Origin of the sequence: Bizionia myxarmorum (assembly GCF_008086205.1) — a bacterium.
GTDB lineage: Bacteria > Bacteroidota > Bacteroidia > Flavobacteriales > Flavobacteriaceae > Algorimicrobium > Algorimicrobium myxarmorum.
The window spans coordinates 1,454,308-1,476,987 of the sequence record NZ_VSKK01000001.1 but is presented as its reverse complement, the minus strand read 5'-3'; the positions used below and the strand labels follow the sequence as shown (position 1 = coordinate 1,476,987).

20 protein-coding genes are annotated in these 22,680 nt (G+C 35.0%); 13 read left to right on the top strand and 7 right to left on the bottom strand.

All coding sequences use genetic code 11. From position 1 onward, the window contains the following. Nucleotides 1-191: 191 nt before the first annotated feature. The 6 genes from folE (at nucleotide 192) to ES674_RS06645 (ending at nucleotide 5,380) form a co-directional block, all read left to right on the top strand. Nucleotides 192-869 carry a GTP cyclohydrolase I FolE gene (gene folE / locus ES674_RS06670; RefSeq protein WP_148403173.1) on the top strand — a complete coding sequence of 226 codons (678 nt, stop codon included), beginning with the start codon at nucleotides 192-194 and terminating at the stop codon, nucleotides 867-869. Nucleotides 870-988: 119 nt separating this feature from the next. Further along, a complete protein-coding gene (gene cysS, locus ES674_RS06665) occupies nucleotides 989-2,467 on the top strand; it encodes a cysteine--tRNA ligase (RefSeq protein WP_148403172.1) in 1,479 nt (492 codons plus the stop codon). 137 nt (nucleotides 2,468-2,604) lie between these two features. Then, nucleotides 2,605-2,922, top strand: coding sequence for a four helix bundle protein (locus ES674_RS06660; RefSeq protein WP_246126000.1), 318 nt, complete (start codon nucleotides 2,605-2,607; stop codon nucleotides 2,920-2,922). A 64-nt stretch (nucleotides 2,923-2,986) separates the two neighbouring features. Continuing rightward, entirely contained in the window at nucleotides 2,987-3,226 is a 240-nt protein-coding gene (yidD, locus tag ES674_RS06655) for a membrane protein insertion efficiency factor YidD (protein WP_148403171.1), read from the top strand. A gap of 725 nt (nucleotides 3,227-3,951) precedes the next feature. Continuing rightward, the gene (gene lgt, locus ES674_RS06650; protein ID WP_148403170.1) at nucleotides 3,952-4,881 is read left to right on the top strand and encodes a prolipoprotein diacylglyceryl transferase; all 930 of its coding nucleotides are present in this window, start codon (nucleotides 3,952-3,954) and stop codon (nucleotides 4,879-4,881) included. Between the two features lies 1 nt (nucleotide 4,882). After that, nucleotides 4,883-5,380 carry a DUF192 domain-containing protein gene (locus ES674_RS06645; protein WP_148403169.1) on the top strand — a complete coding sequence of 166 codons (498 nt, stop codon included), beginning with the start codon at nucleotides 4,883-4,885 and terminating at the stop codon, nucleotides 5,378-5,380. 391 nt (nucleotides 5,381-5,771) lie between these two features. On the opposite strand, the gene secDF is transcribed toward ES674_RS06645, so the two are convergent. From secDF to asnB, 6 genes are all read right to left on the bottom strand, one after another. Then, nucleotides 5,772-8,783: a protein translocase subunit SecDF gene (secDF, locus tag ES674_RS06640; RefSeq protein ID WP_148403168.1), complete on the bottom strand. Its 3,012-nt coding sequence runs from the start codon at nucleotides 8,781-8,783 to the stop codon at nucleotides 5,772-5,774. 160 nt (nucleotides 8,784-8,943) lie between these two features. Further along, on the bottom strand, nucleotides 8,944-9,606 hold the full coding sequence (locus tag ES674_RS06635; protein ID WP_148403167.1) for a hypothetical protein: 663 nt from the start codon (nucleotides 9,604-9,606) through the stop codon (nucleotides 8,944-8,946). A 75-nt stretch (nucleotides 9,607-9,681) separates the two neighbouring features. Next, nucleotides 9,682-10,608: a malate dehydrogenase gene (mdh, locus tag ES674_RS06630; RefSeq protein ID WP_148403166.1), complete on the bottom strand. Its 927-nt coding sequence runs from the start codon at nucleotides 10,606-10,608 to the stop codon at nucleotides 9,682-9,684. An 85-nt stretch (nucleotides 10,609-10,693) separates the two neighbouring features. Continuing rightward, entirely contained in the window at nucleotides 10,694-11,704 is a 1,011-nt protein-coding gene (locus ES674_RS06625) for a DUF6588 family protein (protein ID WP_148403165.1), read from the bottom strand. Between the two features lie 94 nt (nucleotides 11,705-11,798). Beyond that, nucleotides 11,799-13,748: a DNA topoisomerase (ATP-hydrolyzing) subunit B gene (gene gyrB, locus ES674_RS06620; protein ID WP_148403164.1), complete on the bottom strand. Its 1,950-nt coding sequence runs from the start codon at nucleotides 13,746-13,748 to the stop codon at nucleotides 11,799-11,801. A 364-nt stretch (nucleotides 13,749-14,112) separates the two neighbouring features. Then, nucleotides 14,113-15,774, bottom strand: coding sequence for an asparagine synthase B (gene asnB, locus ES674_RS06615; protein WP_148403163.1), 1,662 nt, complete (start codon nucleotides 15,772-15,774; stop codon nucleotides 14,113-14,115). Nucleotides 15,775-16,011: 237 nt separating this feature from the next. Here asnB and ES674_RS06610 point away from each other — a divergent pair, with 237 nt between their 5' ends. Further along, nucleotides 16,012-16,551 (top strand): DUF2911 domain-containing protein, encoded by a 540-nt coding sequence (locus tag ES674_RS06610; protein WP_148403162.1) that lies wholly within the window; start codon nucleotides 16,012-16,014, stop codon nucleotides 16,549-16,551. 54 nt (nucleotides 16,552-16,605) lie between these two features. Here ES674_RS06610 and ES674_RS06605 read toward each other — a convergent pair whose 3' ends face one another. After that, nucleotides 16,606-17,238, bottom strand: a complete 633-nt coding sequence (locus ES674_RS06605; protein ID WP_148403657.1) for a 7-carboxy-7-deazaguanine synthase QueE — start codon at nucleotides 17,236-17,238, stop codon at nucleotides 16,606-16,608. Nucleotides 17,239-17,440: 202 nt separating this feature from the next. On the opposite strand from ES674_RS06605, the gene ES674_RS06600 reads away from it, so the two are divergent. The 6 genes from ES674_RS06600 to rluF are packed head-to-tail and all read left to right on the top strand — an operon-like array spanning nucleotide 17,441 to nucleotide 22,501. After that, complete coding sequence (locus ES674_RS06600; RefSeq protein WP_148403161.1) at nucleotides 17,441-18,985, top strand: helicase HerA-like domain-containing protein; 1,545 nt, start codon at nucleotides 17,441-17,443, stop codon at nucleotides 18,983-18,985. A 30-nt stretch (nucleotides 18,986-19,015) separates the two neighbouring features. Further along, nucleotides 19,016-19,570 (top strand): hypothetical protein, encoded by a 555-nt coding sequence (locus tag ES674_RS06595; protein ID WP_170233972.1) that lies wholly within the window; start codon nucleotides 19,016-19,018, stop codon nucleotides 19,568-19,570. Between the two features lie 6 nt (nucleotides 19,571-19,576). Continuing rightward, complete coding sequence (locus tag ES674_RS06590) at nucleotides 19,577-20,542, top strand: YitT family protein (RefSeq protein ID WP_148403160.1); 966 nt, start codon at nucleotides 19,577-19,579, stop codon at nucleotides 20,540-20,542. A 5-nt stretch (nucleotides 20,543-20,547) separates the two neighbouring features. Next, complete coding sequence (locus tag ES674_RS06585; RefSeq protein ID WP_148403159.1) at nucleotides 20,548-20,913, top strand: cupin domain-containing protein; 366 nt, start codon at nucleotides 20,548-20,550, stop codon at nucleotides 20,911-20,913. Further along, nucleotides 20,910-21,734: an alpha/beta fold hydrolase gene (locus tag ES674_RS06580; protein WP_148403158.1), complete on the top strand. Its 825-nt coding sequence runs from the start codon at nucleotides 20,910-20,912 to the stop codon at nucleotides 21,732-21,734. Before ES674_RS06585 ends, ES674_RS06580 begins: the two co-directional genes overlap by 4 nt. A gap of 17 nt (nucleotides 21,735-21,751) precedes the next feature. Next, a complete protein-coding gene (rluF, locus tag ES674_RS06575; RefSeq protein WP_148403157.1) occupies nucleotides 21,752-22,501 on the top strand; it encodes a 23S rRNA pseudouridine(2604) synthase RluF in 750 nt (249 codons plus the stop codon). Nucleotides 22,502-22,680: the final 179 nt, after the last annotated feature.

Here is a 22,680-nt window from a genome sequence, read left to right as displayed (position 1 = left end):
TACTTTCTATTGAAGACTGGGGTGCTCCTCAATAAATGTTAATATACTATTAAAGTTTTGCGGTGTAAATTAAGAAAAATTTAAGGAATCCCGCCAAATTTTTGAATGGAAATTAATTGTTTGTTAATTCCCTTAACAAAAAAATGGAATTCCTTATCTTTGCGGATTAAAAACCTTTTTATTTCGAAATAATGAAAATTAATGATAATACAGCTGATTTTGACGCTATTGGTGATGACCATGTTGGAACGTCAGCTGACACACCATTGCGCAAAGATGCTTTTGTTTTAAATTCAGAAGAGAAAATTGCTATTATCAAAGAAGATGTACGCCATATAATGGAAACATTGGGTCTTGATTTAACAGACGACAGTTTAAAAGGCACTCCAAACCGCGTGGCTAAAATGTTTGTAAATGAAATTTTTAGCGGCTTAAATCCTGCCAAAAAACCAAGCGCATCCACTTTTGATAATAAATATAAATACGGTGAAATGCTTGTTGAAAAAAACATTACTGTTTATTCAACCTGCGAGCATCACTTACTTCCTATAGTTGGGAAAGCACATGTTGCTTATATTTCCAACGGTACTGTTGTTGGTTTATCCAAAATGAATCGGATTGTTGATTATTTTGCTAAACGTCCGCAAGTACAAGAACGTTTGACAATTCAAGTGGTTAAAGAACTTCAACGTGTATTAAACACGGAAGACGTGGCCTGCGTTATGGATGCCAAACATTTATGTGTGAATTCTAGAGGCATTCGAGATACGGAAAGTAGCACAGTGACGGCAGAATTCGGCGGTAAATTTAAAGACCCTGGAACACGACGTGAATTTTTAGATTATATTAAATTAGAAACGCAATTTTAGTTATAGAGTTGGTCGTGGAGTTGTTAAGTTGTGGAGATAACATTTTAACGACTCCACAATTTAACAACTCCACAATAAATACCTAACCTAGTAACATCTCAACTCCTAAACAACCAAGCATGCAATTATATAACCATCAAAGCATTCAGATTTACAATACCTTAAGTGGTGAAAAAGAATCCTTTCAACCCATTACAGATGGTTATGTTGGTATGTATGTTTGCGGACCTACGGTTTATAGCAATGTGCATTTAGGAAATGTGCGAACTTTTATGTCTTTTGATGTTATTTTTAGATATCTAAAACATTTAGGCTATAAAGTACGCTATGTTAGAAACATTACCGATGCCGGTCATTTAGAAAATGATGCCGATGTTGGTGAAGACAAAATCACGAAAAAAGCACGGTTAGAAGCCATTGAACCCATGGAAATTGTGCAGCGTTACACTGTTGATTTTCATAATGTACTGAATACTTTTAATTTTTTGCCACCAAGCATTGAGCCTACGGCAACGGGTCATATTATTGAACAGATTGAATTAATACAAACTATTATTGACAATGGGTTTGCTTACGTAGTAAATGGTTCCGTTTATTTTGATGTTCACAAATACAACGAATCCAACGAATACGGTATTTTAAGCAAGCGTAAATTGGAAGATTTAATACACAACACGCGTGCGCTTGATGGACAAAGTGATAAGAAAAATCCGCAGGATTTTGCCCTTTGGAAAAAAGCTGAACCCACTCATATTATGCGTTGGCCTTCACCTTGGAGCGATGGTTTTCCGGGTTGGCATTTAGAATGTACAGCCATGAGCACGAAATATCTTGGTGATCATTTTGATATTCATGGCGGTGGAATGGATTTGAAATTTCCACATCATGAATGTGAAATTGCACAAAACCAAGCTGCCAAAAAGCAAACGCCAGTAAAATATTGGATGCATGCTAATATGCTCGAATTGAATGGCGCTAGAATGAGTAAATCTACAGGGAATTATATCAATCCTGCGGAATTGCTTTCTGGGGACAATGATATTATGTCCAAAGCCTATAAACCAAGCGTTGTTCGGTTTTTTATGATGCAAGCTTCCTATAGAAGTGTATTGGATTTAACGGATGCCGGACTTCTGTCCAGCGAAAAAGGTTTTAACCGTTTAATGGACGCTGTAAATTTATTGCATAGTTTAAAAGCATCTTCTGCATCAACACATGATATTTCTGCATGGAAACAATCGTGTTACGATGCTATGAATGACGATTTTAATACACCCATTCTTATTGCTAATTTATTTGAAGCCGTAAAATACATCAACCAAATAAACGACGGTCAAGCTACTATAACGGCAGAAGATTTAGACATCTTAATTGCAACTGTATATGCTTTTGCTTTTGATATTTTAGGACTTGAAAATGTAGCCAAAACGGATAATTCTTCCGGAAAATTAACGGGTGCTGTTCAGTTATTGATAAAATTAAGACAAGAAGCACGTGCCAATAAAGATTTTGCTTTATCGGATCAAATTCGTGATGAATTAGCTGAAGCTGGAATACAATTGAATGATAGTAAAGAGGGAACTAGTTTTACATACTAAAGTGTGAAGGTGGCTAGTTGTTTGTCGTGTAGGTGTTAAGAACATTTAGTTAAAATTAAACTATATTGGCCTGTAATTCAAAAACTTAAGAAATGCACATTTATTCATTTGAAAAATTAATTGTTTGACAGGAATCCATAGATCTCGCCATAAAAACTTATAAAACAACTGATTTATTTCCATCGCAAGAAAAATATGGATTGTGCTCGCAAATGAGACGATGTTCTGTATCTGTTTCCTCTAATATAGCTGAAGGCACTTCAAGATTGACAAATAAAGACAAAGCTCATTTTATGACGATTGCATATAGTTCAGCTATCGAATTATTAAATCAAGCCATTATATCTAAAGAGCTGAAATTTATTTCGGAAGCATCTTATTTAGAAATTAGAAAAGATATCGAATCGATAACCAACAAAATAAATGCACTTAGAAAAAGTTTTTTAACAAGTTAACGACAAACATCTTAACTTCTCAACGACTCAACAACTTCTCATCTTAACAACTCAACATTCTATTTTGTTAAAAAAAATCCTCACATACCCATTTCTATTAATAATAAAGGTTTATCAAACTTTTATTTCGCCATTAACACCTGCGTCTTGTCGTTTTCAGCCTACTTGTTCGCATTATGCGAAAGAAGCTTTGGAGAAACATGGTTTTTTTAAGGGTGGTAAATTAGCGGTTATTCGGATTTTTAGTTGTCATCCTTGGGGACGTTCAGGATATGATCCAGTTCCGGACAAGGATGACAACTAAAAATTGCCAACGCGCCTGCTCGCCCGTTCTCTAAAAATGTACACCGTACATTTTCTTTACGCTCCGTCGCCTTGGGGACGTTCAGGATATGATCCAGTTCCGGACAAGGATGACAACTAAAAATTGCCAACGCGCCTGCTCGCCCGTTCGCTAAAAATGTACACCGTACATTTTCTTTACGCTCCGTCGCCTTGGGGACGTTCAGGATATGATCCAGTTCCGGACAAGGATGACAACTAAAAATTGCCAACGCACCTGCTCGCCCGTTCTCTAAAAATGTACACCGTACATTTTCTTTACGCTCCGTCGCCTTGGGGACGTTTAGGATATGATCCAGTTCCGGACAAGGAGCAAGCTTAAAATCCTCTCCTGAATCCTCTCCAAAGGAGAGGACTTTTCAAACTGCATGAAAAAGTTTTATCAAATTTTTATTTCAACTCTGACACCAGCGACTTTCTGCTTTCAGCCTACTTATTCGCAATAAGCAAAAATGATGATTTCGTAGTAAGCGCATTCGTGAAATTCGTGTCAAAAATTGAAGTTGAGGTTAAAATTCAAAAGATACAAGTATGGTTTGATTTTGCTTTTTCAATGGTATCACTTCACATTGTATTCGTATTTCTTCGTAAAAAATATCTAAATAAAAGAATTAACATGTCATTATAAGTTCATGGCTTTCGTATCCATTTGCAATTGTATATATTTACGCTTATAAAAAATAACGCATGTTAGCACTACAATTTGATTGGAATCCCATAACTGGGATTGATCTTTTCGGAATTCTTGAATTACACTTCTATAGTGTTATGTGGATAGTTGCTTTCCTTTTAGGATGGCAAATCATGAAATATATCTTCGTAAAAGAGCATATCAAATTAGAATATTTAGATCCGCTTTTCCTATATACCGTTTTAGCAACTATGCTTGGTGCGCGTTTAGGTCATGTGTTTTTCTACCAATCGGAATTAATTTCGGAAGATTTTTTTAGCATCTTTTTACCTTTCAAATTTAAAGGTGGCGTTGAGTTTACCGGATTTCAAGGTTTAGCGAGCCATGGTGCCGCTATTGGAATTATTATAGGTATGTATTTGTATCGTAGAAAATACAAGTATAAATCGCTTATGTGGATTTTAGATCGTGTGGTGATTTCTGTAGCATCTGGAGCTGTTTTTATTAGAATTGGTAATTTTATAAATTCCGAAATTATTGGAAAAGTAACGGATTCGCCTTTAGGTGTTCGTTTTGTTCAAGATTATTATAGCAAGCGTCAAATAGTTGGTGAAACCGGTATTGAAAACTATAAGGATGCGTATGCGGCTGTTACTAGTAATCCGCAGTTTCAGTATTTATTAGATGCGGTTCCTGTTCGTCATGCAGCCCAATTATATGAATCATTTTGCTACATATTTGTATTTCTTATTCTTTGGTTTATCTATCAGAAAACTAATAAAGGCCAACAAAGTGGCTTTTTATTCGGTTTGTTTTTAGTGTTACTATGGACGGTTCGATTCTTTGTAGAGTTTGTAAAAGAATCTCAAGGCGATGAATACATTACCATGTTTGGTTTAAATACCGGACAAATTTTGAGTATTCCATTTATAATTATTGGTCTTTATTTTATGTTTATGTATAAACCGAAGCCACAAAGTAAATAATATGATACGTCGTTATTTTAAAGTTATCTGTTTATCCGCAACCTTGGTGGCGTTGGCTGCCACATCTTGTAAAGAGGAACCCAAAAAAGCCGAACAGGCCGAAGTGGTTTTTAAAAAAGAAGGTGAATTGCAGTTATTAGAAAAAACTACGGATTCGGTTTTAGTAAAATTGGATATTGAAATTGCCGATAATGAGTTTGAAACCCAAACCGGCTTAATGTATCGGGAGTCTATGAAAACGAATCATGGGATGTTATTTGTTTTCCCAAATGAACAACCGCGCTCCTTTTATATGAAAAACACCCGAATTGCTTTAGATATCATCTATTTAGACGCCAATAAAACCATTGTAAGCTTTCAAGAGAATGCCCAACCCTTTAATGAAGGCTCTTTGCCTTCTGAAGGTGCAGCTAAATATGTGCTAGAGGTTAATGCTGGATTAGCTAAAACTTGGCAATTGAAAGTCGGTGATAAAATGAGGTATTCAACTTCTAAATAAACTGACCTTTTAAATCCACTGCTACTACTTGTATGACTGTTTAACGCCTAATGAGAGCCAAAAGGTTTCGTATAAACATTCTTAACGCGTAACACCAAAATATCCACTCGGACTACCCTCGGCTTTAGGTCGGAGTTAGGTCGGAGTTAGATCAAATCTAAAATGGCCCTTTTTCCATGTCATAAAATATCTATTGAAAACAGGTCTTTTAGCAAAACCTATATATTCTTATAGCATATTTGAAATAGGTGTCATTTGTAGTATTTCAAAAAAAATCTATTAACAGTAATAAGATTATAATTCGAAGCATTAAATTATCAAATTACAGTCCATAAAAAAAGCCTTTTTGAGAATCTCAAAAAGGCTTTTTTAATAAGTATTGACATGTAGATTACACTATTTCAGCTTCTTCTACTTTCTGCTTTTCTTTTAAAGATTCTGCAGCGTTACCTCTTTTCACAGCATCATACATTAAAGGTGTTGCAATAAATAATGAAGAGTAGGTACCTACAACCACACCAACTATTAATGCAAACATAAATCCTCTAATAGAATCTCCACCAAAAATGAAGATTGCTAATAATACCACTAAGGTTGTTAAAGACGTGTTTAATGTTCTACTTAAAGTACTACTTAAAGACACATTAATTACTTTATTAAATGGCCAAACAGAATGCTCGTTGAAGAACTCACGAATTCTATCAAACACTACCACGGTATCATTTAACGAATAACCAATAACGGTTAGAATAGCCGCAATAAATGCCTGATCTATTTCCATACTAAATGGCATGTATTTGTATGTTAAAGAGAAAACTCCTAACAAAATCAATACATCATGGAATACAGCCGCAACCGCACCCAATGAGAATTGCCATCTTTTAAAACGTACCAAAATATATAAGAATACTACGATTAAAGATCCTAAAATAGCCCAGATAGAAGCAGTTTTAATATCATCTGCAATCGTTGGACTTACTTTATAGTATTTCATTAATCCCACCGTTTTATTGGTGTCTCCACTAATGAACTCGTCATAAGTTAGACCCTCAAAATACGGTTGTAATTCGGTAAATAATGTATTTCTGATTTCTTCATCAATAGCATTATCTGTTTCGTTGACTTTATACTTGGTTGTGATTTTTAACTGATTAGCACTACCAAAGGTTTTAGCCTCGGCGCTCCCAAAAGCATCAGATAATTTTTCTGAAATTTCATTAGCACTCACATCATTTGCAAAACGCACTTGATACGTTCTACCACCCACAAAATCCACACCTTGATCTAAACCGTTAGTGAATAAAGATCCTAAACTAATAACAATAGCTACTGAAGAAATGATATAAGCAATTTTACGTTTCTTCAAGAAATTGATATTGATATTTCTGAATAAATTTTTAGTAAGAGCCGTTGAGAAATCTAAATTCCCATTTTTGCTTGCATACCAATCTACTAATAATCTTGTAATAAAGATGGCTGTAAATAAAGAGGTAGCAATACCTATGATTAAGGTAGTAGCGAATCCTTTAATTGGACCAGTACCGAAAATAAATAATATTAAAGCGGTTAAACCCGTTGTAATGTTAGCATCTAAAATAGAAGATAAGGCATTACTAAAACCGTCATTAATGGCCGCTTTAAGATCTTTACCTTTAGCAATCTCTTCCCGAATCCTCTCAAAGATAAGTACGTTCGCATCCACGGACATACCGATGGTTAATACAATACCGGCAATACCAGGCAATGTTAAAACAGCTCCTAATCCTGATAGTACACCAAAGATTAAAAGAATGTTGAATAACATAGCGATATCAGCAAATAAACCTGCCTTACCGTAGTATAAGAACATCCAAACCAATACTAAAGCCAATGCAATTAAGAATGACATTTGGCCACTTTCAATAGCTTCTTGACCTAATGATGGTCCAACAACTTCACCTTGAATAATATCTGCAGAAGCAGGTAATTTACCAGCGCGTAATACGTTTGCTAAATCCGTTGCTTCATTTAATGTGAAATTTCCTGAAATAGATGAGTTACCACCAGCAATTGGTCCAGTTGTAACACCTGGTGCAGAATACACCACGTTATCTAAAACAATAGCAATGTTTGAACTTTGTGTAAAAGCTGCTCCAGTCATTTCTTCCCAGATTTTAGCACCTTTAGAGTTCATTTGCATCGATACCGTTGGTTTACCCATTGGATCGTATTCTTGACGTGCGTCTGTAACAACAGCACCACTTAATCTAGGAATGTTATCTCTATTTCCTTCTAAAGCATATAATTCAACAACCTCACTATCTTTAGCTGGCTTACCAAATGCGAATTTCACAAAACGCTGGTCGCCAGGCAATAAAGAACGCACTTGAGGCATATTTAAATAATTCAATACTTTTTCTCTGTCATTCAAATTAACCATAGCAATAGCTGCTGGGTTTTGAGACTGGAATAATAAATCACGTAATGGATTTACTTCTGTAGCCGTAGAATCAGGATCAGATCCTAATAAATCTTCAATAGTTGAATTTTGTGCATCTTCAGCATCTTCAACATCTTGAGGCTCCATTTCTTCTGTTTGATCTGCAATGTCCTCTGTTTGATCAGTACCATTTTCTTTTGAAACAGCTATTTCTTTTAAAAGTGTGTTAGCATCAAACAAAAACTGTCCAAACATATCACGTTTGTACACATCCCAAAATTCTAATTGAGCCGTACTTTGTAATAAACGAATAGCACGTTCTTTATCTTTAACACCTGGAAGTTCCACCAAAATTTTACCAGAACTACCTAAACGCTGAATGCTTGGAGATGTTACACCAAATTCATCAATACGCTTACGCAATACTTCAAAAGCAGAAATGATGGACTCATCAATTTTTCTTTTAATAATAGGCTTCACTTGATCATCCGTCATGCTACCTTCTATCTCGCCATCTAAGGAACGGGTGTAGAAAATCTCTGGAGACGCTAATTTAGTATCACCTTTTATTTTATCAAATGCTGTAAAGAAATCAGAAACGTAATCTTCTTGACTTGACTTCTGCATTTCAGAGGCATCCTCTAAAGCTTGGTTAAAAACAGGATTCTTGCTGTAGTTTGCTAATCCTTTTAAGATATCTTTTACAGATACTTGAAGAATAACACTAACTCCACCTTTTAAATCCAAACCAAGATTCATGGAATTTTCCTTAACTTCAGCATAGGTATAATTGGCAATTCCCAAGTTATAAACTTCTACATTATCAAGAGAATCCAAGTACTTTCGCTCTTTTACCTCATCGCCATTTGCATATGCTACAGCACTATCGTCAATACTATTCGCCTTAAAAGTGAAAGACAACTGGTAAATACTTACCAGCCCAAACAAAATTGCAAACAGTTTTACTAATCCTTTATTTTGCATTATGTGTTAAATTATGTTACTTGTTGATATTTTTAAAAACGAGCAAATATATATCTTCTATAATGATTTAACAAAAGGTTTGCATAGTTTCTATTGCATTTTAAACAAAAAAAAACAGCTAATTCAGCTGTTTTTTCTTCAAATTATAAATTTAGGAAAATTACATTCCCATTAATTTATCTGTTTTTGTGTACCCTTCAGGTGGTGTCATATCAAATTTTTCAGCTGAAACAGTTTCCTTTTTAATAGAAGTGACTTCATTGGTAATTGTCAAAGACATTCCCGCTTGACTCACATCCATTTTCATATATAAAGGAAAACCTTCCAATTTAGCGCCCATTTGAGCCACTTGTTGAGACATAGCTTTAATTTGATCTGTAACATACACATCCATCATAACTGTTGCACCACCTTTTTCTAAAGAAACGTTATACTCTTGGCATTCATAACCTAAAATAGTTTTGGTTTCATCACCTTTAGTTACAGTTACGCCTTCCATATCTTCTGCAGAAGGTTCTGTACTTGCCGTGGTGTACATTTTACCAACCATTTCGTTGTCCATGTACATTAGCATTTCTTTAGCATCGCCGTCCATAATAGTGGTAGTTGTACCAGACATTAGGTTAAACGTTTCAGAGCGTGAATTGCCTTCTTTGAAATACGTTGTTGTTAATACATCACCAACCATTGCTAACTGCGCTTGCATTTGCTCGTTATCACTAGACATGGTTTGTTTAGATTTTATAACACCTTCGTTTATGGCTTCTTGCGCAAAACTGGTTAGGCTTAATGCCAATACTAAAACAAAAAGTAGTTTTTTCATGTAAAATTATTTTTTATAAATTATTAATTAAGAGCCGTTTTAGCCTTCTAAAACAGCTGGTTTCAGTTTATACAATTATAATGCCAGAAGGTCATTTGTTTTCTTAACACCTTCAGCACTTTCTTTCATGTGGGCTTTTTCGGCATCATTTAATTCAATCTCCACGATTTTTTCAATACCATTGCGACCTAAAATTACAGGCGCTCCAATACAAATATCGTTTAAGCCATATTCACCTTCTAAAAGAACTGAACATGGAAACATTTTTTTCTGATCGCAAGCAATAGCTTGAACCAAACCACTAACAGCAGCTCCCGGAGCATACCAAGCAGATGTTCCTAATAATTTGGTAAGCGTTGCACCACCAACTTTGGTATCTTCTTTAACTTGGTTTAAACGCTCTTCTGATAAGAAATCAGAAACCAACACACTATTACGAGTTGCTAAACGTGTTAAGGGCACCATTCCAGTATCACTGTGTCCACCAATTACCATTCCATCAACATCACTAATAGGAGCTCCCAAAGCCTCTGCTAAACGATACTTAAATCGTGCAGAATCTAAAGCGCCACCCATTCCGATGATGCGGCTTTTTGGTAAACCTGTTGTTTTGTGAACCAAATACGTCATCGTATCCATTGGATTACTCACAATAATAATGATGGTTTTTGGTGAATGCTTAATTAAACTAGACGAAACCGTTTTAACAATTCCAGCGTTGATATCAATTAATTCTTCACGTGTCATGCCTGGTTTTCTAGGAATACCAGAGGTAATTACACAAATATCACTATCGGCAGTTGCCGTATAATCATTAGTAATTCCGGTTATTTTTGTATCAAATCCGTTTAAAGAGGCTGTTTGCATTAAATCCATAGCTTTACCTTCAGCAAAACCTTCTTTAATATCTAATAAAACAACTTCTGATGCGAAATTTTTAATAGCGATATATTCTGCGCAACTGGCTCCTACTGCTCCAGCTCCTACTACTGTTACTTTCATGTATATATGTTTTTTTACTTGTGAAACATTAATTTTCACAAATTTAATATTTTTAAATCACATTTGATTATAGATTTTATGAAATCTAAAACGAAAATTGTAATCCTAATGAAGCTGAATTAAATTCGGCCAACGTATAATCGGCATTTATTGCAAAAAATCCCAACTTTAAATTAAGACCTAACGTGGTGCGCATTCCGGAATCTTTTTCTTCAATAGAAAATGGATTGACAATAGACTCCGAGAATAAAAACCCATCTGAAACCACATAGGTTCCTAATAAATCCGTTTCAGTTTTTCCGCTTATATAACCCAAAGCACCATAAACATTCAGCATTTTAAACTTGGTGGAAACAATAAGCTCATAAAGCATGGTATTAACTTGTGTTTCCACTTGTTGATTTTGCCCATTTACGACTCCTTGGTCCGTAAAATCATAATTCCCGTCCAAATGTGTGTACGCTATTAATCCGGAAATGGCCACTGGAAATAACTCTTCTTTAGGAAGCCAGGCCGTAAATTCTTGCTGTAAACCAAATCCGTACAATCCTGTTTCAACATTGTCCACTTCAATTTTTGGAAAATAGCGCGCTTTTAATTGCGTTCCTCTAAAGGGTGAAAAACCTACTTGTAAAAAAGCTGCGGGAATGACGTTAATATCACTAGATCCTAAACCGGTTGGTAAGGTTATTTCTGTTTCTTGATTTCCAAAAATAGGATCTTCATATCTTAATATAACGGTTATATCCGGCGTGTTACTTCCTAATGCTGTGGCTACCATTTTAGAAGCACTATTATCTGGAAAGCGAATATTATCATAATCACTAACGCGCATTTCAAAAGATTTTTTACTGGAATTAATAAACGCGGTATTGGCAATTAGTCCTATTTCAAATCCAAATTGCTTCTGCCCTTTTCCATGATTAAACCAGCCATTATTTATACCATAAACTAAACCTTCGGTGGCAGGTGCTAAATAATCTTTACTGAAACGTTCGGCATCTTTTACACCCGCCGCCAGTAAATCATCAATATTTTGTTGCGCGTAGATGCCGGATGAAAGTAGAATTAAAGCACCCAAAATTATATATTTCATATTTGTCATTTTTAAATGGTCTTTCCAATATAAACGAAAAAACGCGCTTATTGGTTTAAAAGCGCGTTTTTTTTTAATGTGTAAAAGTTGTTATTTAGGCATCAATGTTTGCATAAATAGCATTCTTTTCAATGAATTCTCTTCTTGGTGGAACCTCATCTCCCATTAACATAGAGAAAATACGATCCGCTTCTGCACCGTTATCAATTTGTACTTGACGTAACGTTCTAAACTCCGGATTCATAGTTGTATCCCAAAGTTGTTCTGCATTCATCTCTCCAAGACCTTTATAGCGTTGAATTTTACTTCCATCACCATATTCATCCATAATGGCAATACGTTCTTGATCTGACCAAGCGTATTGCTTTCTAGCACCTTTTTTAACTAAAAATAATGGTGGTGTTGCAATATAAATATGGCCGTTTTCAATTAATTCCTTCATATATCTGAAGAAGAAAGTTAAAATTAACGTTTCAATGTGGCTACCATCAATATCGGCATCACACATAATCACTACTTTATGGTATCTTAATTTTGATAAATTAAGTGCTTTACTATCTTCTTCAGTACCAATAGTAACACCCAATGCGGTAAAGATATTTTTAATCTCTTCGTTTTCAAAAACCTTATGCGTCATGGCTTTTTCTACATTCAGAATTTTACCACGTAAAGGCAAAATAGCTTGAAAAGCACGATCACGACCTTGTTTAGCCGTTCCACCTGCGGAATCACCCTCAACTAAAAACACTTCACATTTTGCAGGATCTTGCTCCGAACAGTCACTTAACTTCCCAGGTAAACCACCAATACTCATAACGGTTTTACGCTGCACCATTTCACGTGCTTTTTGCGCTGCGTGACGGGCCTGGGCTGCTAAAATTACTTTTTGAACAATAATTTTAGCTTCATCTGGATGTTCTTCTAGATAGTCCGTTAACATTTCAGAAACCGCCTGACTTACAGATGCAGATACTTCACGGTTACCTAATTTGGTTTTTGTTTGACCTTCAAATTGTGGCTCTTGAACTTTTACAGAAATAATAGCTGTTAATCCTTCACGGAAATCATCACCTGCTATTTCAAACTTTAAATTCTTTAATAAACCCGAATCATCAGCATACTTTTTAAGGGTATGTGTTAATCCACGACGGAAACCTGATAAATGCGTTCCACCTTCATGTGTATTAATATTGTTTACGTACGAGTGTAAATTTTCGGCGTATGATGTATTATAAATCATAGCAACCTCTACAGGAACACCGTTTTTCTCACCTTCAAAAGCAATAACTTCTTTAATTAAAGGCTCACGGTTTCCATCTAAAAACTTGATAAACTCTTTTAAACCTTCTTTAGAATGAAATGTTTCACCTTCAAAAGAACCATCATCTTTTTTATGACGCTTATCAATTAAATGAATTGTAATTCCTTTATTAAGATAAGCCAATTCGCGCATTCTACTTGCAAGCGTGTCATAACTATATTCTAAACTATGAGTAAAAATTGTTGGGTCTGGTTTAAAAGTAACAGTCGTTCCTCTTTTATCCGTTTCGCCAACCTTTTTAACAGGATACATAGGTTTCCCTTTTTCATATTCCTGCTCCCATATTTCACCTAATCTATAAACTGTTGCTGTTAAATGTTCAGAAAGTGCATTCACACAACTCACACCAACACCGTGCAATCCACCAGAGACCTTGTAAGAATCTTTATCGAATTTTCCACCAGCACCAATTTTAGTCATTACTACCTCCAGTGCAGAAACGCCTTCTTTTTTGTGTAAATCAACTGGAATACCACGACCATCATCTTCTGTTGTAATAGAGTTGTCTTCATTGATGATAACGGTAATATTATCACAATGACCTGCCATGGCTTCATCAATAGAGTTATCCACCACCTCATAAACCAAATGGTGTAATCCGCGAACACCCGTATCTCCAATATACATGGAAGGACGCATACGCACGTGCTCCATGCCCTCTAGGGCCTGAATACTATCTGCGGAATAATTATCCTTATTAAATTCTTCTCTTTTATCGCTCATAAAAAAAACGTTTGTTTTATGTTGTTAATTTCGTTGATGACTCATTAAAAAAATGATTTCACAAAAAAATCCCATTCTATATCGGGATTTTTTGGATACTAGCAAATATACGCATATTTAACGCTTTTTAAAAGCATTTTATAGATAGAAGTTGATAATTATCAACATTTGTTAATTAGTTGAAACGCGCTTAAAAAGCTTAAAAAGCATCTTAAATTTGATCTGAATGACTTTTTGAGTTTCTAAAAAATTGCAAATCACTAAAGTGGATACAAAGGCTTTATTTTACGTGAAAAAGCTGTTTCTCATTTAAAAAGTTCCAAAGAAAAACAGCTTTTTAAACTTATTTAAACTTACTTCTTAATTAATAGGCATCGGCATGCACATTAGCAACCGCTCGCCCGCTTGGATCATTCATGTTTTTAAAACTCTCATCCCATTCTAAAGCAATTTTGGTGCTACAGGCTACGCTAGCTTCTTGAGGCACGCAAAGTGCTGCCGCATCACTTGGGAAATGTTCTGCAAAAATAGAACGGTAATAAAATTCCTCCTTACTGGTTGGTGTTTGCAATGGAAATTTATACTTCGCATTTCGTAATTGCTCATCGGTAACTTCTCTCGCAACAACTTGCTTAAGCGTATCAATCCAGCTATAACCTACGCCATCACTGAATTGCTCCTTTTGGCGCCATACCACACTTTCAGGAATCATGTCTTCAAAAGCTTTCCGAACCACCCATTTTTCCATGCGTTCACCATTAATCATTTTATCTTGCGGGTTAATGCGCATAGCCACATCCATAAATTCTTTATCTAAAAATGGCACACGACCTTCAACGCCCCATGCCGCTAAACTTTTGTTGGCGCGCAAACAATCATACTGGTGCAGTTTGCTCAATTTTCTCACCGTTTCTTCATGAAATTCTCTGGCGTTAGGCGCTTTATGAAAATATAAATAACCGCCGAATAATTCATCAGCCCCTTCACCAGATAAGACCATTTTAATTCCCATAGATTTAATAACGCGTGCCATTAAGTACATAGGCGTACTAGCGCGAATGGTTGTTACATCATAAGTTTCCAAGTTATAAATGACATCACGAATAGCGTCTAACCCTTCCTGAATAGTAAATTTTATTTCATGATGAATAGTTTTAATATGATCGGCTACTTTACGAGCTGCAGCTAAATCTGGAGAACCTTCTAAACCTACTGAAAAACTATGTAACTGCGGATACCAAGCATCTGCAGTGTCATCACTTTCAATCCGTTTTTGGGCATATTTTTTTGCTATAGCAGAAATCACAGAAGAATCTAAACCACCTGACAATAAAACGCCATAAGGCACATCACTCATTAATTGTCTATGCACGGCCGCTTCTAATGCTGCTTTAATTTCAGAAATACTGGTTTCGTTATTTTTTACAGCATCAAACTCGGTCCAGTCCCGTTTGTACCATTGCACAAATTCACCATCTTTACTAGACAAATAATGTCCTGGAGGAAATAATTCTATTTTAGTACAATAACCTTCTAACGCTTTTAATTCTGAAGCTACATAAAAGGTTCCATGTTCATCCCAACCAATATATAATGGAATAATTCCCATATGATCTCGTGCCACAAAATATTCGTCTTTTTCAACATCATAAATTGCAAAACCAAAAATGCCATTCATTTCATCTATAAAATGAACGCCCTTTTCTTGATACAGTGCTAATATTACTTCACAATCACTTTCGGTTTGGAAGTTGTAATCTGAAAATTGCTTACGCAACGCTCTATGGTTATATATTTCACCATTGGCTGCTAATACTAATTTTTTATCAGCGCTAATTAAAGGTTGTTTACCAGATGCTGGATCTACAATAGCCAAACGCTCATGCGCCATAATAGCTTTATCATTATCATAAATTCCGCTCCAATCTGGTCCGCGATGACGAATTTTTTTCGCCATTTCTAATACTTGAGGTCTTAAGTCTGCTGTTTTTTGTTTCAGCTCAAATGCACATACAATTCCACACATAATATTTCGTATAATTGATTTAAAGAAGCAAATATCATAATTATATTATGAATCTTAAACACTAAACGCTAATTTGATTTCAATTGACAACTTTTATTTATCAATTACATTTCGAATGAAAGTATTTGGTCACATTTTTACAAATAATTCTTTTAATTTGTAAATAATTAAGAATCCTTACGACTTTTAAGAAATTATTAAATATTTTTAGCTAAATAAATTTTACAAAAAAGAATTATGAAAAAATCATCATTAATTACATCCGTAGCATTTACGTTTGTTATGCTATTTACAACCACGCTTTCTGCTCAAGAATTTCCTAGTCTAGATAAAAGCCCAATGGATGTGGCTTCGTTTCCTTCCGACTATAAAGACGCTAATAAAACGGTAAAAGTAGTTTACAGTAGACCTCAACTTAATGACCGCTTATTATCTAAATTAGCGCCTAATGATAAGGTTTGGCGCACTGGAGCAAATGAAGCTGTAGAAATCACCTTTTATAAGGACACGGATTTTGGTGGAAATAAAATACAAGCAGGTACGTATTCTTTAGCAACTATTCCTGGTGATAAGGAATGGATTGTTATAATCAATAAAGACCTGAATACTTGGGGTTCTTATTCCTATAAAAAAGAAAACGATGTTGCTAGAGTAACGGTTCCTGTAAAAATGGCTGACGAATCTTTAGAAGCATTCTCCATTAGTTTTGATGAAAACGCAACTATGCATATGGGTTGGGATAAAGTACGAGTTTCCGTTCCTACTTCAACAAAATAATCAATTACAGTTTAAGTAAAAAAAAACGCCTTGAAATTTCAAGGCGTTTTTTTATTAAGGTATATTCAAATATTTATGTGTTTGAAGGGATACTTTCCATTGCGGATTATTCATTACGTATTCCACTATATCTGGCACCATTTTATCACGCTTACTCCATTCCGGTTGTAAATATAAAATACAATCTTTATTTACTTTTGCAGCTTGCTCTTCAGCGAAACGGAAATCATCTTTATTAAATATAATCACTTTTAGTTCATGTGCCTTATCATAAACTAGTTGCGTTGGCAATTTTAGTTTTTTAGGTGACAAGCAAATCCAATCCCAAGTTCCTGTTAATTCATAGGCGCCGGAAGTTTCAATATGCGTTTGTAAACCTTTTGCTTTTAACTGGCTCGTTAAAGGATTCATATCCCACATTAAAGGTTCACCACCCGTTACAACTATGGTTTTACTGTATTTTTCAGCATTATCAACAATTTTTTCAATTTCTGTTGGCGGATGCAATTCAGCTAACCAGCTTTCTTTAACATCACACCAATGGCAACCCACATCACAACCACCAATTCGAATAAAATAGGCAGCCGTTCCTTTATGGAAGCCCTCACCTTGAATGGTGTAAAACTCTTCCATTAGGGGCAATAACAACCCTTTATCTAACAACTCTTGTCTTTCACTTTTTGTCATAGTCTGCAAAGATATAAAACGGATTTCAGTAAGTCCTATGATGTCCGTTATTTTTAGCATGGATATCCGCTGCACTTGTTAGTTTGATTTCAACCGAAAACTTATTTGCAAAAGGTCATTCAAAGTTTTATAAATGCTGATATTCTTAAAAAAATTTCCACAGATTAGCTTAAGAATTGTATTTTTATACAAATTTTCAAAAATGACCAGAAAGGAGACTTTTTTCAACCATATTCAGGAAGGTAATACCAACAAAGGTGAGTTTATAACTTTAGGTGCTGCCATGCTAGATGGTGAAACCGTTACGAATGCTTTTGTAAACGTACCCTTACGAACCATGAATAGACATGGTTTAATTGCGGGAGCAACAGGAACCGGAAAAACGAAAACGCTGCAAGTTCTTGCTGAGAATTTAAGCGAAAAAGGCATTCCTGTTTTATTAATGGATATTAAAGGCGATTTAAGTGGATTGGCCCAAGCAAGTCCGGGTCACGCCAAAATTGATCAACGGCATGCACAAATAGGACTTCCTTTTGATGCGAAAGCATTTCCAGTTGAAATTTTAACGCTTTCTGAACAGAACGGTGTTAGACTTCGCGCTACCATTAGTGAATTTGGCCCTGTTTTAATTTCTAGAATATTAGATGTTACAGAAACCCAATCGGGTATCATTTCTGTAATTTTTAAATACTGTGATGATCATAAATTACCACTTTTAGATTTAAAGGATTTTAAGAAAATCCTGCAGTATGCCACCAATGAAGGTCGGAAAGAATTTGAAGATTCTTATGGACGAATTTCTACCGCATCAACAGGCGCTATTTTACGTAAAATAGTAGAAATTGAGCAACAAGGTGGCGATTTGTTTTTTGGTGAAAAATCCTTTGAAGTGGATGATTTATTGCGTTTAGATGAAAACGGTCGTGGTTACATAAACATTATTCGCTTAACCGATATTCAGGATAAACCAAAATTATTCTCGACTTTTATGTTGAGTTTACTGGCAGAAATATATTCAACTTTTCCAGAAAAAGGCGATACAGACCGACCCGAATTGATCTTGTTTATAGACGAGGCACATTTAATTTTCAATGAAGCTTCCAAAGCCTTATTAAATCAAATAGAAAGTATTGTCAAATTAATTCGTAGTAAAGGCGTTGGAATATATTTTGTGACTCAAAACCCTACAGATGTTCCAGAAGCGGTTTTAGCCCAATTAGGTTTAAAAATTCAGCATGCATTGCGTGCATTTACGGCCAAAGATAGAAAAGCAATTAAACTTGCTGCTCAAAATTATCCTGACAGTCCTTATTATGATACAGCCGAAATTTTAACGGCATTGGGAACAGGAGAGGCTTTGGTATCTGCTTTAGACGAAAAAGGCCGCCCAACACCATTGGCAGCAACTATGATGCGAGCGCCTATGAGCAGAATGGATATTTTAAACGATTCTGAACTTCAAAATTTATTATCGGAATCCAAATTAGTTAAAAAATACGCTGAAGAAATAGATCGTGAAAGTGCTTACGAATTACTTAATAAAAAAATTGAAGAAGCCGAAAGTGAGGAATTAAAAGAAAAAGCAAGGCAAGAAAAAGAAGCACTTAAAAAAGCAGAATCCAAGAAAAGCACCACAAGATCAAGCAGTAGAATAAATCCTATAGTAAAGGTTTTAACAAGTGCCACTTTTATTAGAAGTGTCTTTGGTATTTTAAGCAAAGCCATGAGTAATTCAAAAAAAACATAAATAATAGAATCCTAAAAACGTATAATACGCATGAAGAAAATAATTTTAAGTTTAGTAATTGTTGGTTGTTTATTGTCAAGTTGCTCTAAAGAACAAGATCCTTTTTTAATTGCCAATAAGCAAATTGGCATGTTAACGGATTCTACTCAAGTCAGCGATTTAAGCATGGTATTCCCTAACGATTCTATTGTTAAATTAAAAAACGAAGAAGCCTTTCAAAGTGCCAATTACGATATTGAAGTATTTGATAAAAGCGGAAAATTATTATTGATTTTAAGTCCTAAAAAAATGTTGGACTCCACGTCTTTAATTAGTACTATTAAAATTGAAGATGCCCGTTTTAAAACCAAAAAAGGAATTAGCATAAATAGTACCTTTGGCGATATTCAAAAAAACTACAAAATTTCTAGCATTCATAATACGTTAAAAAATGCCGTAATTTTTGTGAACGAAATCAACGCCTTTTTCACTATTGATAAAAAGGAGCTTCCTGCCAGTTTACAATTTGACACCGATACAGAAATTGAAGCCATTCAAATTCCAGAAACAGCTAAAATAAAATATTTCATGATTGGCTGGAACTAAAAACATATGAGACCCTACTTAACAAATTTATTAAAAAAGATTGCTCGCATGCAGCTTGGTTCAAGCCAAGCGAGCGTTAGCGATGGTCAACTGGTTCCTCTAGTTAAAAACCTTCGGGTAGAATTATCTCATGCTTTAAAAGAATCACTGTTTATATGTGTTGGCGTTTTTTCAGCTGGTTTTGGCTTAAAAGGGTTTTTATTACCCAATCGCTTCATTGATGGTGGCGCTACAGGTATTTCGCTATTATTAAAAAACATTACCCATTTAGATTTTAGTTTGTTATTAATTCTAGTGAATATTCCGTTTATTATTCTGGGCGCCAAAACGTTCAGCGTGCGTTTTGCGGCTAAAAGTATTGTGGCTATTGGATTATTAGCGCTTGTTGTTCATTTTGTGGAATACCCAACTATCACCGATGATAAGTTATTGATAGCCGTTTTTGGTGGCTTTTTTCTAGGTTTAGGAATTGGTATGGCCATGAGAGGCGGCGCTGTTATTGATGGCACCGAAGTTTTAGCATTGTACGTCAGTAGAAAATCATCCATAACCGTTGGTGATGTATTATTATTAATTAACCTAATCATCTTTTCTTTTGGTGCCTATGTACTTTCGGTAGAAATAGCACTCTATGCAATTTTGACCTATTTAGCAGCAGCAAAAACAGTAGATTTTGTGATTGATGGTGTGGAAGAATATGTAGGCGTCACCATTATTTCAAATCATCACGAACAAATTCGTGTTATGATTGTTGAAAAATTAGGACGCGCTTGTACTATTTATGCAGGAAAAGGTGGTTATGGTGGTAACGGTGAAAGGTATGATAAGGATATTATTTACACGGTTGTTACCCGCTTGGAGCTAGCTAAATTACATACCGAGATTGATAAGATTGATGATAACGCTTTTATTATCATGGGCGTTGTAAAAGATTTGCGGGGTGGCATGATTAAGAGAAAACCTTTAAAATAGTTAACATGAAAAATTATAAAATCCAAGATAGTCCGTTTGTAGTTCCAACTACAGATGGAAAAATAATTAAAGAACACTTTGGATTAGCAACGGATGGTAATTCAGAAATAAGTATTGCCCACATGATTGCACCTGCCGGTTGGAGCGAACCGTTTCAAACGCCACAGTTTGATGAATACACCTTTATTATTCAAGGGAAGAAACAATTTATTATTGATGGTGACGAAATTGTTTTAGAAGCTGGTCAGTCTATAAAAATCAATAAAAATACACGGGTACAATATTCCAATCCGTTTACCGAGCCTTGCATTTATTTAGCTATTTGCAGACCGGCGTTTTCAATGGATTTAGTAAACCGGGAAGACCTATGATATTTATTCAAAAAAGCGTTGGTTTTGTTATAAATTTTATTGGAATATTTTCAAAAAGAACAGCGGGACAAATGGCTATGTATTTATTTACAACGCCACGAGCTGGACAGATAAATGAAAAGCAGTCCGATTTTTTAGACACGTCTTTTAGAGAAGAAATTAAGGTGAACAATTTCCCTGTTATGACCTACAGATGGTTGGGCAAAGGAAAAACTATAGTGCTGGTTCATGGCTGGGAAAGCAATTCGGCTAGGTGGCAATATTTAATTGAACCGCTAAACAAATTACAGTATAATATTATTGCCTTGGACGCACCAGCGCACGGCCGTTCCGGAAGCAAACGCTTTAATGCCGTGCTTTATGGTGAATTTATTAAAGTAGTTACTAAAAAATTTAAAGCAGATTATATTATTGGGCATTCTGTTGGCGGCATGGCTTCTGTTTTTTCGCAAACCAATACGGATTATAATGCCATTACTAAACTTATCTTATTAGGTACACCTTCAGAATTCACCGATGTTTTAAGTCGCTATTACTCAATGATGGGCTTTACAAATCGCACGGTAAAAGGAACAAACCAATTTATTACAGATAAACTAAACGCAGAACCTGAAAGTTTTTCTACGGCGAAGCATTTAGAAGCTTTAAATTTGGAAGGCCTAATTATTCACGATGAAAAAGATAGCATTATTCCATATGAAGATGCACTCCTAATTAAAAATAGTTTGAAGAATAGCCAATTAGTTACCACTACAGGTTTTGGCCACTCCTTAATTGATGACAGCATATCCAACCATATATATGAGTTTTTAAAAGGCTAAATTGATACCTTTGTACCATGGAAGAAAAATTAACGAGACTCAATAAATATTTAAGTGAAGTAGGTTATTGCTCACGCCGTGCAGCCGATAAACTTATTGAAGCAAAACGCGTAACCATAAATGGCGCTGTTCCAGAAATGGGAACTAAAGTAAGCGAAAACGATGTGGTTGAAGTTGATGGAAAAGAAATAGTTTCTAATGATAAGCCCTTTGTTTATTTGGCTTTTAATAAACCCATTGGCATAGTTTGCACAACCGATACCCGTGTTGAAAAAGATAATATCATTGATTTTATAAAATACCCTAAACGGGTTTTTCCTATTGGCAGATTGGACAAGCCGAGTGAAGGCTTGATTTTCCTTACAGATGATGGTGATATTGTGAATAAAATTTTACGCGGAAGCAATAATCATGATAAGGAATATATTGTAACAGTAGATAAACCTATATCACAAACGTTTATTGAGCGCATGCAAAATGGAGTGCCCATTTTAGATACCATTACGAAGGAATGTGTGGTTGAAAAACTGGACACTTTTAGGTTCAAAATCATCTTAACTCAGGGTTTAAATCGTCAAATTAGACGCATGTGTGAGTATTTAAATTATGACGTTGTTGCCTTACAACGCGTTCGAATTATGAATATTTCACTAGACATTCCGGTTGGCGAATACCGTGAATTCACTAAAGACGAATTGGCCGAATTAAATATTCTATTAGAAGATTCTGACAAGACATTTGAAGAAAATTCTAAAATTAAGAGATAGATATTTTCTGTTTTAATTTCAAGTTTTTTGTAAAGTGCAAATCATCCTTTTTTTATTCTAAAATATTTTCAAGACCCCTATTTTCTTCTATTTTAGAGGTGAAGTTATATGTGTTAAAATATTTTTGAAATGAGATAATTAGATACATGAGGTTTCTTATCTTCCATCAAAATAGATAA